Origin of the sequence: Burkholderia sp. Z1 (assembly GCF_014893795.1) — a bacterium.
Lineage (GTDB): Bacteria > Pseudomonadota > Gammaproteobacteria > Burkholderiales > Burkholderiaceae > Burkholderia > Burkholderia theae.
In genome coordinates, this window is the sequence record NZ_JACFYL010000002.1 from 3,038,177 (window position 1) to 3,050,902 (window position 12,726).

Sequence of the window (12,726 nt, forward strand, 5' to 3'; positions counted from 1 at the left end):
TCCTTCACTGCGCGGCGGCCAGCGTTGCCGGCACGACCTGATATTCGAGCTGCGCCCAGGTCTGCGACACGTCGCGCCTGAGATCGAGCACCTGCAACTGCGCTTCCAGTTGCGCGCGCCGCGCGGCGAACGTATCGGCGAGCGAACCCGTGCCGGCCCGGTACGCGGCGTTGGCGAGCTGCACGCGCTGATCGGCGGCGGGCAGCAGCGATGCGCCCAGGTTCGCGATGCGTTCGCGGCCGCTCGCCAGCGTCTCGGACTGCGTACGGATATCGGCCTGCACCTGGCGCAACGTGTCCTCGTACATCAGGCGCGCCTTGGTCGCGAGCGCGGCCTTCTCGGCAACGTCGCGGTTCTGGCGGTTCTTGCGGTTGAGCGGCAACGGGATCGAGACACCGACGGACACCATGTTCGAATACGCGCCGCCACGCTGCTGGTACGCGATCTCCCACGTCCAGTTCGGGCTGCGCTCGCTGTTCGCGACCGCGGTGTCGGCTTCGGCAACCGCGATGTCGTCCGCGGCCGCGACGAGCGCCGGTTGCGACAGGCGCAGTTCGTCCGGCGGCAGCGACGACACGAAGGATTCGGGCGCGGGCGGTGCACCCGTCACGTCCGCCACCGGCGTGGCCGTCCAGCGAGTAAGCGTGATGAGCGCAGTGCGATATGTCTGCTTTGCCTTGAGCACCTGATCCTGCGTTTGCGCGAGCATTGCGCGGGCCTGCACGACATCGCCCGCGCTCGCCTTCGCGCCGCGATACGACGCCTGTGTCGCATCGAGCTCATGGTTCATGTGAGCGAGCAGCGCCTGCTGAAGCGCGAGCGCCTGCTTCGCATAGACGGCGTCGAGCCACGCCGTCGCGGTCTGCCGGCGCACGGCGGCAAGCTGCTGGAGATAGTCCGCGCGCTCACGGCCGACCTGCTCGTCGGCCAGCGCCGAGCGCAGCCGCCGTTTATCGCCGGATACCCACTCCTGCTCGATGCCGATGCGGCGCATCGTCATGAAGTCCTGGCCGACGGTGAAGCGCTGCCCGCCGTTGACCGGCAGGTTGTCGATGCCGGCCTTGAGCATCGGGTCCGGCAACTGGCCGGCCTTGACGGCCGCTTCGGAACTCGCATGGACCGAAGCCTGCGCGGCCTGCATCGAAGCGGAATGATCGGTGGCGGACTGCAGCGCGGCGTCCAGCGTGAATGGCGCCTGTTGTGCGTGCACGGCGCCCGCCACCAGCAGCGCGGCCCACAGCACGGGCGCGCGCCGACACACACGCCGCGTGCGCGGCGTGCAGAAATCGAATGACATGGTTTAACCCCAACGTCGGAACCCAAAGGGATTCCACGTCCTGAGCACAGGACGAACCTCACCGCGTGGGCGGTGAACCGGTCGGATCGGGATCAGCTAATGCGTGGAGGGCGCCACAACCCGCTCGGGTCGCGGACCGGGACGGACTGCGTGTAGTGGAAGACGATCGTGCTGGCGAATGCAGCGGGACGGCTGACGTCGGCGCGGGCGGCCGGGTGATAGAGACTGCCGAACTGGCATTGGGCCGTCACCTTGCAGGCCATGCCCTTGGCTTTGGCCTTCGCTTGCGCGTGGCCGGCGGACGGCGATTTCATCGAATCGCAATCGCTCATGTCGGCGGACATCGTCATGCCCATGTCCGCGTCCATCGACATCGTGTGCTGCATCGGACATTCACCGGTCAGGCCGCTGGCTGCCAGCCCACTGATGGGCAGCACCGCGCAAAGCAGCAGCAGGATGAAGGTCCGAAGCAATCGCATGGCGGCGATTATAGCGCGGCATTTTGCGGCGTGGCGGCACGTCGATATGCCGAAACGGTCGCGGTGCGGCGGGATGACGCACCGTATCCGCGACCGTCGCCGCACGCTACCGCAGCAGGCCGTCCGCCTCCAGCACGTGCTGCACGGCCGGCCGCGCCCGGACCCGTTCGTACCACGCGCGCAGATGCGCATGCCGGCTCAGGTCGATATCCGCGTTGTACACCGAGCGCATCCAGTCGGCCTTGCCCCAGCCGGTCAGTGCGAACAGATAGGCATCGGCGACCGTGAACGTGTCGCCCGTCAGGAACGTCTTGCCGTCGAGCTGGCGGTCGATCCATGCAAAGCGGCTGTCGAGCTTCTGCCGCGCCGGCTCCACATATTTCCCCGCCTGCACCGCATACAGCAGCGGGATGAAGCCCTTGTGGATCTCGGTGCCGAGGAAGTTGAGCCACTCCATCAGCCGGTACCGGGCGAGCGTGCCGTACGCGGGCGCGAGCGCGGCTTCCGGGCGCAGATCCGCGAGATACTGCGCGATCACCGGCCCTTCGCGCAGCAGCGTGCCGTCGTCGAGTTCGAGCAGCGGCACGTAGCCGAGTTCGGTCACGTCGTAGTAGTCGCGGCCGTCTTCAATGACGTGTTTGCGCGCGTCGACCTTGACGATCTCCGCGTCGATGCCGCCTTCGCGCAGCACGATGCGGATGGCCTGGGAACAGCTGCCGGGAGCGTGATAAAGCTTCATGCGTTTCCTTGGTGGGTTGACCGTGACTCGATTCGCCGCGACGCGGGCGCTAATATCTCGCATCGACGCAGGGCTGGGAAGACGGCAGTCGTTTGTGCCGTAGTCACAAAAAATTTACCGATCAGGGTTCAGCAGCATGAAAACGAGTGCAACAGGATGTTCCGTTGAAGAAGCGATGCGCCTGCTCGGCGGCCGCTGGCGGCTGCTGCTGGTGTCGTATCTGCTCGACGGGCCGCGACGCTTCAGCGACCTGCGCCGCGACATGCCCGGCATCTCGCAGCGCATGCTGACGCTCGACCTGCGCGCGCTGGAAGACGCCGGGCTCGTGCGGCGGACCGTCTATCCGGAAGTGCCGGTGCGGGTCGAGTACGATCTGACCGCGGACGGCGACCGGCTGCGGCCGGTGGTCGACGTGATGCGCGAATTCGGGTTGTGGCTGAAGGCGCGCGATGCGCAGGCCGATGCGATGCCCGACGCCGCGGCTGCGATCGAAACGACGATGCACGCCTCCCGCTAACCATTTCGAAGGAACAACACTCATGGAACTTCACGCTACCGTCGGCGCGGCCACGTCCGACCTCGACGACGACGAAAGCTTCGCCAACATCTACTGTCACGACGCGGAGCAGGACTATTGCTTCGCGCTGTCGCGCTTTCCGGACGACGCGCTGATCGAAGTGATGGTGCGCGACCAGATCACCTGGCGCGTCAAGGATCTGTCGGTGCGCCTGACGGACGACACGATCGACGTCGAGATCGAACCGGGCATCGCGGCGCGGCTCGACGGTCAGACGCGTTACGTGATCCATCTCGCGCCGGGTCAGTACGATCCAGTCGCGCTGCGCGCCGCGCTGAAGGAGATCTTCGTCGGCAAGAACGGCTATCGCGACGACAGCGTGGGCGGCTAGCCGCACTGCTGCTCGTTGCTTGCGCATCGATGATCTCCGCCGAGCACGCGACCACGCCGCAGCTCACGTCTCCGGTTTCCAGCGGTTGAAGGTGCTGTATCGCAATCCGCTCGGGTCGTCCGAACCGGGTCAGTAATGACCGGAAAATAGTGCCCCGAATCCCGGGACCTTCGTGCTCAAGCCCAGTTTCTTGAGCATCGCGTAGGTCGTCGCTACGGATGACGAAATCACCGGCAAACCGGTGCGATCCTCGATAGGCTGCACGGACGGCAAGGACGGCATCTGCACACACGCCGACGCAACGATCGCATCGACGCCTGCAGTCTTCAGCTTGCGGGTGATGTCGACGGGTGCATGCGGGTCCTGACGACCGACCTCCAGGTTGTCGGCGATCTCCAATGAAATACTGTCGATCACCTCGATGCCCTCGTTCCCGAGGTAGTCGATGACGAGTCCGGTCAGCGGCTTCATGTAGGGCGTCAGGATCGACACCTTCCTGGCACCAAGCGCTTTCAGACCATCGACGAGTGCGCCAGCGCTGGTGACGACAGGAGCAGGTCCGCCGTTTTCCACGGTCCGTCGGTGCAATCGCGCCTCGGACGCACGGTGATATCCGTGCCCCATACTCATGATGGCCACGAGACACGCATAGCCGAGCACGTCCACGCGCGCGTCAGACAGTTCCAGTGCACAGCGATCGCTGTCTGCGTCCATGGCAGCCAGTTCTTCCCGGGTGACATGCTTCATCCGCATGCGGCTCGCGTGGAACGTAAAACGCTCCGTGTGGCCGACCTCCCGCGCGCGCAGGATGGCTGGAATTTCGGCTTCCATCGTGGTGTTGGAAGACGGTACGATTTGACCGATGCGGTAGTCGCGGCGAGTCTCGCTCATGATTGAATGCCCTGGTTGCGTTCGATGACTACCGGTTCCCCATCGAGTTCATCGGCCGCGCGCGAATCGTCGAAGCGCGCGGCTGTGAGGGGCCGTCGATTGACGCTCAGCTCGAACACGTCGAAGCGATTGTAGTGACCGGTGATGTCATGCATCTGGCGAGGCTGAATGCAGCGCCCCAGATCGATATCGGCATACGCGATGCCTTCTTCGTCGATCAGCGGTTTGCCGATTGTGCGTCCGTCGGGCCCCACAAATCCGGAGAACGCGCTGTTGCGGCGCGAAAGCATGTCGCGCGCATCGGGAAAGTCGACCTCGAGCGCCGCGACGATCTCCGCCGAGATGGTCGAGCACGAGACGACCGTGAACAGTTTGCCTTCGAAGCTGTGAGCAGCCGAGCGCATCCTGATCGCTTCCGCCATGTCGTAGTCCGGCGGCGCCACCGGCAGCGAAATGTAGTTCGCGACGTGTATGAGTTCGCCCTGAGCCAGCAGCGCGAAGCGCGCCAGCGTGTTGGTGTTCTCGCCGCACGCCAGCACACCCAGCGGGCCGACGCTGGTGTCATGTACGCGGAGCGCGGAAGCGTCTCCCGGCGCCCAGGTCAGCTTCTCGGCCCACGTGGGCACGAGCTTGCGGTGACGGCCCAGCAGGCGCCCCTCGTCGGACAGCGTGACGACCGTGTTGTAGATCGTGCCGACGCCACGGCAGTTTCGCTCGTTGACGCCGACCACCACGTTGATGCGATGACGCGCGGCGGCCTGCGCGATCTTCGCGATCTCGGGGCCCGGTATCTCGATCGCCGAGCGGGCGAGCCGCTCGAACCAGACACTGCCCTGCACCGGGTTGCCGATCCAGTTCCAGTACGGATAGCCGGAAACGAATACCTCCGGGAACGCGATCAGGCGCGCCCCGTTGTCGGCTGCCTCGCCGATCAGACGGACGACCTTGTCGACGGTCGCGTCGGTATCGAGAAAAATCGGCGACGTCTGTACGGTCGCCGCCCTGAATGCGTGAAGTTCAAGCATGTCGATAGCTCCTGTCGTCTGCACCCGTCACTGTTCCGCGCGTCGGCACGTCGCCTACGGCCACGACCGGATTGCGCAACGTGCCGATCCCCTCGACCCACGCCTCGACCACGTCGCCTGGCCATAACCATTCCTGCGGGGTCCGGCCGGCACCCACACCCGATGGCGTACCCGTCGCGATGATGTCGCCAGGCTCCAGCGCGATGCCGGCGCTGATGTCCGCGATAAGCGTCGGGATCTTGAACAGCAAGTGGCGGGTGTTGGCGTTCTGTTTCTCCACGCCGTTGACCCTCAGGCCCAGATTCAGGTCATGCGGATCGGGGATTTCGTCGGCGGTGACGATAACCGGCCCCAGCGGTGCGTAGGTGTCTTGCCCCTTCGAGTAGATCCACTGGCCGGCACGACGGTTGTCGCGCGCGCTGATGTCGTTGATGACGGTGTAGCCGAACACATGATCCAGCGCGCGCGCCTCCCCGACACGCCTCGCGCGACGGCCGATTACCACGGCCAGCTCGACTTCCCAGTCGAGCTGCCGCGTGATGCCTGCGTCGTGCTCGATCGCATCGTCAGGCCCGATCACCGCGGTCGGCGGCTTGGAAAAGATCACCGGTTGCTTCGGCAGATCCTTCGACGTATCCAGCGAGCGGCTGGACTCCTCCACGTGCTCGACATAGTTCAGGCCGATGCCGAAGATGTTCTTGCGTGGCCGCGGGATGGGCGCGAGCAGCCTGACGTTGGCCAGCGGCAGCGCCGTATCCAGCGGCCACTTGTCCCGGTGATGGATCAGCAGTTCAGTCGCGACCGCCACCGCGTGGGGTCCGAGGTCGATGAAGTCGAGGATATCGCCGGGAATCGCATGCCCGACGTGTGCGCCAAGGCGCTGAAGATCGATCACGAGATCATCGACAATGGCCCCCATGCGGGCGGACGCATTGACATGAGCGCGATAGGTAACGAGTCGCATGAGTAAGTCAGTTCAGAAGGAGATGATTGAAATGAACGGGTTCCGGGATGCGCTCAGCCCGACACAAGCGGCAGCACCGGTTGGTGTCCGCCGTTGTCGGCCAGCGCTTCCTCGCGATACAGGCCCAGCTTTTCCATCACCGGCAGGTCGTTGAAGCTGAACAGCACCGCATCCTCGCTGCCGCTGGCATTGGCGTGCTCGTGCCAGGCCCACGAGGGCACACAAAAGATGTCTCGCTCCTGCCAGTCGAAGCGCTGCCCGTTGATGACGGAATGGCCCCGGCCCTTGGCAACCTGATAGAGGAAGCTGCCGGTGTGTCGATGCGCGCTGCCGACAAAACCCGGCGGCAGCATCTGCATGCTCGCGCCGATGGTCGCCATCACGTGGCCGCCGTCGATCGGGTTGGTGTAATGCATCAACGCGCCGTCGAAGGGATCGTGCGCTTGCGCGCCCGCGTAGCGTTGCAGCGCGGCATAGGTCGCCTCCCACGTGTACTTGAACAGCGGCGAATAACGCCGGGTCCAGCCCGCATGCTGCGGGCGCAGGCCGGCTGCCCCCCAGATGCCCGGGGAATCGTCGACCGGGTAGCCCACGGCCTGCTGCAGATCCGGATGCACGGCATAGAAACCGGCCTCCAGTGCATTGACCAGCGGAATGTCCAGGCCGTCCTGCCAGATGCACGGCAGGCCATCGTCCTCGACGCCGTGCTCATGCCAGGTGCCATTCGGAGTCAGCACGAAATCGTTCACGCCCAGCGTCATCTTGTGACCGTCGACGATCGTATAGGCGCCGCTTCCCTCCATGATGAATCGCAGCGCCGAAGACGAATGCGCATGGGCGCCTGCCCGCTCGCCCGGATGCATGACCTGCAAGCCCGAGTACAACCACCCGACCGCGGCGGCAACCTCCCGCCGGCCGGGGTTGTCCAGATAGATGACGCGCCGGCCGGCTTTCTCCGGTGTCACGAGCGACACCGAACGCAGCACGTGTTCGCGCAAGTCGCGGTAGCGCCAGAGCACCGGCACCGAATCGGACCTGGGTTGCCAAGGCTCGATCTTGTTGGCCACGGTCCATAGCGCGCCGGTTTTCAGCTGCTCCAGTTCCCGGTAGTAGGCCACCAGCTCGGGCGAATCCTCGACATTCGCACGACCGGCCGCGTCTTCACGATAGGTATCGTAGTGATTCGTCGACATCAAATGCTCCTTGTATGTCATTCATCCCGGAGACGAATGGTCAGGACTCCACGGCACCATGCTGCGCGATCACCGCCTGCGACGCCCGCGGCTTCCGGATCAGCGCATAGGCGACGACCAGCACCACCAGAAGCGGGATCCCCGTGATCACGGTCATACGAAAGGCCGGCACGAAATAGGTGGATCCGATAATCGCCGCCATTGCGACGGCGCCGAGAAGCGTCAGGAACGGAAAGCCCGGCAGACGGAACGTTGGCGTGACGCCATCGCGCTCGCACGCGCGGCGGAAGCGATAATGCGTGACGAAAATCATGAGCCACCCGAACAATGCGCCGAACATTGCAATGGACATGACCAGGACGAACGAACCTTGCGGCATCACGATGCTCGTGACGGCTGCGAAGGCAACGCCGCCCGATGACACCACGAGGCTTCGCAGCGGAATGCCGTTGGCACCGACGACACTCAGGCCGGCCGGCGCATAGCCGCTACAGGCAAGGCTGAAGATCATGCGCGTGGCGACATAGAGCTGCGAGTTCATCGCCGACAATGCCGCCATCAACACGACGAAGTTCATGATGCCGGCCCCCCACGAGAAGCCCGTCGTCTCCATGACCATCACGAACGGGCTTTTCCCCGTTCCCGCCAACTGCCACGGCACAATCGCGAGCATCAGCGCAACGGTGAGCAGATAGAAAACGATCAGCCGTAACACCGCGGACTTGAAAGCGCCGCGCGCTGCACGCTCAGGGTCCTCGGCCTCGCCCGCGGCGACCGCGATGAACTCGATCCCGATGAAGCTGAAGATCGCGACGACGACCGCATGCCACGTACCGTCCCAGCCGTGCGGGAAGAACCCGCCGTTCGCATGGAAGTTGGCGAAGCCGATGCCACTGGCGGGCGTAGCGGTGAATACCGTGTAGCTTCCCATCAGGATGAACCCGACGATCGCGGCAACCTTGACGACCGAAAACCAGTATTCGGCGACGCCGAACGAGCCGACGCTGCGAGCATTCAGGCAGATCAGCACAATCGAGAAGAGCACGATCCATAACCAGCCCGGCGAGCCCGGAAACCAGAACTTCATGTAGACGGATATCGCGGTGACTTCCGCACCGATGACCAACACCACCGATATCCAGTACGCGTAGCGGACGACGAAACCGGCAAGGCTGCCCAGATAGTGCTCGGCATAGGAGCCGAACGACCCGGTACTGGGATGGGTCACCACCATTTCGGCCAGACACCCCATCAGGAGCAGCGCGACACACGCGCCGATCGCAAAGCTGAGAATCACGCTCGGCCCCGCGACCTGAATGGCCGCGCCGCTTCCCAGAAACAGCCCGGTACCGATCGCGCCGCCTATGGCGATCATCGTCAGCTGCGGCGACGTCAGGCTCTTCCTCAGTCCTCGCTCGCGTTCGGTTCTCGCCAGAAATCCACTCACTTCCGACATCGTTGTCTCCGATAATTAATATGGAATGCGAATCATGATGCGGGGACCCTTCCTCCCCGTCATACCCGCCGAACTAGGTGAAGTCGCGGCGTTGCGCGTACTGTGCCTTATCCCACGCGCGCTCCTCCATGATGCGATCGATCTCGTCGACCAGATGGTCCGTGTCCTCCATCGTATTGAAGAGCGGCGCGAAGCCGAATCGCATGAAATCGGGCATGCGAAAATCGCCGATGACGCCTCGCCGGGCCAGTTCCTGCATGATCGCGTACCCCTTCGGATGGCGAAGCGATACGTGGCTACCGCGTCGCGTCGCCTCCGAAGGCGATGCGATCACGAACCCGTGGCGCACCAACCGTGCCTCCACCGCGGAGATGAACCGGGTGGTCAACTCCAGACTGCGAGTCCGAGCGTCTTCGATCGACACGTCGTCGAAGACGTCCAGTGCACGAAGCAGGACCGACAATGCGATGACCTGGTTCGTCCCGCACAGAAAGCGCTCGATGCCGGGCGCGGGCGCGTATGCCCCGGTAAAGTCAAACGGCGTCGCATGTCCAAACCAGCCGGCCAGCGGCTGTTCGCAATTCGGAATGTGGCGTGCCGCGGCGTACAGGAACGCCGGCGCGCCCGGACCGCCGTTCAGGTACTTGTAGCCGCATCCCACGGCAAAGTCGACGCCGCTGGCATCGAGGTTGCATGGCAACGCGCCGGCCGAATGAGACAGATCGGCAACCAGGAGCGCGCCTGCGTCGTGCGCCGCGCGAGTGATGCCGGCCAGGTCGTAGATCTCGGACGTCCGGTAATCGACATGGCACAGCAGGACCACGGCGACCTGCTCGCCCAGTACTTCGGACATCTCGCTCACTGGCACATTGAGGATCTCCAGCCCCATCAGACGCGCGACTTCTCCCGCGATGTAAAGATCGGTCGGAAAGGACGCGGCGTCTGTTACGATCAGCCGCCGCCCCGGTCGCAGACGCACGGCGGCCGTCAACACCTTGAACAAGTTGACCGAGGTCGAGTCGCAGGCCACCACCTGCCCCGGCGCCGCGCCGATCAGGCGGCCGATGCGTTCACCGACGCGCTGCGGCAACGTATTCCATCGTGCGTCCTGCCACGAGCGGATCAGGCCTTCCCCCCATTCATGCGTGGTCGATACGTAGACCTGCGTCTGCACCGCCTTGGGCAGCGGGCCCAGCGAATTGCCGTCGAAGTAGCGAATGTCGGGCGGCAGTGCGAATCGAGCGCGCGTCAGATCGAACGGATCTGCATGAACGGGCGTCGCGGCCGTCTGTTGGTCTTCAAACGTCATCACGCCCCCAGCACCGTACGGATCGCCCACAGTTCGGGGAAGAAGCGGTGTTCCACCACGTGCTTGAGCCAGCCCACCCCTGCGGAACCGCCGGTGCCCGGTTTGAACCCCAGGATGCGCTCGACCGATACGAAATGCCGCCATCGGTACTGGGAAAAGAGATCCGCAATCTCGATCAGCGCCTCGCCGAGTACATAAAGATCGTTGTCCGGCGCGGGATCGGCGTAGACCGCAAGCCATGCCTTCTCCACGTCAGGATTCGGGACGTAGGTTTCGGACCAGTTCCGCTCCAGCGCATTCGCCGGAATGGCGACCCCGCGGCGATGAAGCAACGCGATGACGTCGTCGTAGAGGCTCGGCGAGTTCAGGGACTGCTTGAGTTGAGGGAACACATCCGGATTATTCGCATGTGCCTGAGCCATGCGGACGGCCTTGTTGCCGAGGATGAATTCGACGTGCCGATACATATACGACTGCTGGCCCGACGAGATGCCGAGGCAATCGCGGAATTCGTTGAAGCCGCTCGTCGTGATCGTCGATAGCACGTCCCACGTCTTGACGAGGTATTCGAACAGTCGCTTGATCCGTGGTGCCAGCGCGAGCGCACCCGTGACGTCATCCGCCTTGATGCGTTGCTGCATGTTGTACAGCTCGTAGTGAATCGCCTTGAACGTCAGTTCCTTGCACTGCGTCATGAGGATGAAGACCATCTCGTCATGCCCTTCACTGCGCATATGCTGCAGGCTCAGCAAAAGGTCGTTGCGGTGATAGTCGATGAAAGGATTGCTCTTGCCCTCGAAGTCGACCATCGGCTCGCCCGCCGTGGTCTTCACGGCGTCCGTACGGCTCTCGTCAGTCGAGATACCGATATCTCTCACGACCGACAGCTCAAGCGCCGGATCGCGAATCTCGGGGATGACGCGTTTGCGATATACAGCCATTACAAGCCTCCAAGCAGGTTATCGACGGCTTTCCCCAACTGGCTGGCGGGGTTTGCCAGATCAAACAGAATGTCAAAGTGGTTCCGGCCCGCTACTTCGAGCCGCTCCACCGGCACGCCATACTTCGCCAGTCGTTCCGCGTGTTCGGCGCTCTGACGTTTGAATTCGGCGGTTTCGTGTTCGCCCCAGCACACGAGTGTCGGCACGACCTGCCGGACCGGAAGCAACGCCGGACTGACAATGTGCGCCCGGATCGGATCCAGTTTCAGCGGTGCATTGATATAGGTGTGTGTGAGCGGGCGCAGATCGTAGATGCCCGAAATCAGGATCGAGCCAACCACGCGGTGCCGCACATCGGCCGACTCAGGCATCCGCACGGCCTGCATCGCGGCAAGATGGGCGCCGGCCGAACTGCCCGCCAGCACCAGATTCGTGTCCGGATATTCGCGCGTCAGCTCCTCGATCGCACATCCGCATTGACCGATCATCTCCTCGATGGTCGCGTTCGGCGCGAGCGTGTAGTTCACGGCCGCATACGATATGCCTCGCGCGAGAAACCCCGCGGCGGGAAAGCACGAATCGTCAGCGGCCAGCTCCTGCCAGTACCCGCCGTGGATAAAGACGAACATCAAACGGCGATCGGACGATGCCGCGTCGAACACGATCGAATACTCGTCCACGGCAGCGCCGTACGCGAGACGGCGGTGAGCCCGCGCGCCCAGTACGTTCGCGCTCTCGGCTGCATAGGCTGCGACTGTCTTCCGGTAGTCGGGCGCCACGCTGCTCGGGGAATATTCCCGCTCCAGGGTGACCTTGACGTCTTCGTGCATGACTGCCTCCTTGATGGAGAAATTCTAGCCAGCCACGATGGGCTTTTCTTTTCGCTTTTGCCGCGCAGGCCCGGATATTCCGGCAAAATATGTCCACCCCAAAACACATTCAGACAGAATTTGCCTGCATCGATCCAGAACCGGGGAAACCCTTACCACTGCCGCGTACCCGAGGTCCAGACATGAAGCCCGTTCCGTTGAGCCCCGCAGACATTCAGATCCTCACCCATCTGCAATCTGATCCCAGAATGTCGATGGCAGCACTGGCCGAGGCGACCCATAGTTCGCAGTCTCCGTGCTGGAGGCGGGTCAAGCGGCTGGAAGAGTCGGGCGTGATCTCGGGCTATAGCCTCGAACTCGACCGCAAGGCACTCGGTCTGGGGATCGATGCATTCGTTTACGTGAAGATCTCGTCGCATCGCGAGCAGGATGCGGTTGAATTTGAAAATGCCGTCAAGACGGTCGATCAAGTGCTGTCCTGCTTCATCTTGTCCGGGATAGAGGACTATCTGTTGCGTGTGGTCGCGACTGACCTCGACAGCTTCGCCATGTTCAGTCGGAAAAGACTGGCGACCTTGCCGCACGTTCGTGAAGTACGCAGCGCGTTCGTGATGCATACGATCAAGGACTCGCATCAATTACCGTTGCCTGACTGATCTCCTCGCGCGCGGAGAACACGGGTGGCCGATGCACG

Annotated in this window: 14 protein-coding genes; 3 read left to right on the top strand and 11 right to left on the bottom strand. The window is 63.5% G+C overall.

Features of this window, described 5'->3' with window-relative positions:
* Nucleotides 1-4 precede the first annotated feature (4 nt).
* The 3 genes from H3H55_RS30490 to gstA form a co-directional block, all read right to left on the bottom strand.
* Complete coding sequence (locus H3H55_RS30490; protein WP_193101490.1) at nt 5-1,297, bottom strand: TolC family protein; 1,293 nt, start codon at nt 1,295-1,297, stop codon at nt 5-7.
* 92 nt (nt 1,298-1,389) lie between these two features.
* Nucleotides 1,390-1,776, bottom strand: coding sequence for a hypothetical protein (locus tag H3H55_RS30495; RefSeq protein ID WP_193101492.1), 387 nt, complete (start codon nt 1,774-1,776; stop codon nt 1,390-1,392).
* 106 nt (nt 1,777-1,882) lie between these two features.
* The gene (gstA, locus tag H3H55_RS30500) at nt 1,883-2,515 is read right to left on the bottom strand and encodes a glutathione transferase GstA (RefSeq protein ID WP_193101495.1); all 633 of its coding nucleotides are present in this window, start codon (nt 2,513-2,515) and stop codon (nt 1,883-1,885) included.
* Between the two features lie 136 nt (nt 2,516-2,651).
* Between gstA and H3H55_RS30505 the strand changes: the two genes are divergently transcribed.
* Nucleotides 2,652-3,032 carry a winged helix-turn-helix transcriptional regulator gene (locus H3H55_RS30505; RefSeq protein WP_193101497.1) on the top strand — a complete coding sequence of 127 codons (381 nt, stop codon included), beginning with the start codon at nt 2,652-2,654 and terminating at the stop codon, nt 3,030-3,032.
* Between the two features lie 22 nt (nt 3,033-3,054).
* Complete coding sequence (locus tag H3H55_RS30510) at nt 3,055-3,423, top strand: hypothetical protein (protein ID WP_193101499.1); 369 nt, start codon at nt 3,055-3,057, stop codon at nt 3,421-3,423.
* Nucleotides 3,424-3,552: 129 nt separating this feature from the next.
* Here the strand turns inward: H3H55_RS30510 and H3H55_RS30515 are convergent, their stop codons facing one another.
* From H3H55_RS30515 to H3H55_RS30550, 8 genes are all read right to left on the bottom strand, one after another.
* Nucleotides 3,553-4,314, bottom strand: coding sequence for an Asp/Glu racemase (locus H3H55_RS30515; RefSeq protein WP_319022339.1), 762 nt, complete (start codon nt 4,312-4,314; stop codon nt 3,553-3,555).
* Nucleotides 4,311-5,339 carry a carbon-nitrogen hydrolase family protein gene (locus H3H55_RS30520; protein WP_193102243.1) on the bottom strand — a complete coding sequence of 343 codons (1,029 nt, stop codon included), beginning with the start codon at nt 5,337-5,339 and terminating at the stop codon, nt 4,311-4,313. Before H3H55_RS30520 ends, H3H55_RS30515 begins: the two co-directional genes overlap by 4 nt.
* Nucleotides 5,332-6,303, bottom strand: a complete 972-nt coding sequence (locus H3H55_RS30525) for a fumarylacetoacetate hydrolase family protein (RefSeq protein ID WP_193101500.1) — start codon at nt 6,301-6,303, stop codon at nt 5,332-5,334. The genes H3H55_RS30520 and H3H55_RS30525 overlap by 8 nt, the downstream gene beginning before the upstream one ends.
* A 53-nt stretch (nt 6,304-6,356) precedes the next feature.
* Complete coding sequence (locus tag H3H55_RS30530; protein ID WP_193101502.1) at nt 6,357-7,496, bottom strand: cupin domain-containing protein; 1,140 nt, start codon at nt 7,494-7,496, stop codon at nt 6,357-6,359.
* 40 nt (nt 7,497-7,536) lie between these two features.
* On the bottom strand, nt 7,537-8,952 hold the full coding sequence (locus H3H55_RS30535; RefSeq protein WP_193101504.1) for an amino acid permease: 1,416 nt from the start codon (nt 8,950-8,952) through the stop codon (nt 7,537-7,539).
* 73 nt (nt 8,953-9,025) lie between these two features.
* Nucleotides 9,026-10,261 carry a kynureninase gene (kynU, locus tag H3H55_RS30540; RefSeq protein WP_193102245.1) on the bottom strand — a complete coding sequence of 412 codons (1,236 nt, stop codon included), beginning with the start codon at nt 10,259-10,261 and terminating at the stop codon, nt 9,026-9,028.
* Complete coding sequence (locus H3H55_RS30545) at nt 10,261-11,202, bottom strand: tryptophan 2,3-dioxygenase (RefSeq protein WP_129516427.1); 942 nt, start codon at nt 11,200-11,202, stop codon at nt 10,261-10,263. Before H3H55_RS30545 ends, kynU begins: the two co-directional genes overlap by 1 nt.
* Entirely contained in the window at nt 11,202-12,032 is an 831-nt protein-coding gene (locus tag H3H55_RS30550; protein ID WP_193101506.1) for an alpha/beta hydrolase, read from the bottom strand. Before H3H55_RS30550 ends, H3H55_RS30545 begins: the two co-directional genes overlap by 1 nt.
* Before the next feature lie 182 nt (nt 12,033-12,214).
* Here H3H55_RS30550 and H3H55_RS30555 point away from each other — a divergent pair, with 182 nt between their 5' ends.
* The gene (locus H3H55_RS30555) at nt 12,215-12,688 is read left to right on the top strand and encodes an Lrp/AsnC family transcriptional regulator (RefSeq protein ID WP_048249133.1); all 474 of its coding nucleotides are present in this window, start codon (nt 12,215-12,217) and stop codon (nt 12,686-12,688) included.
* Nucleotides 12,689-12,726: the final 38 nt, after the last annotated feature.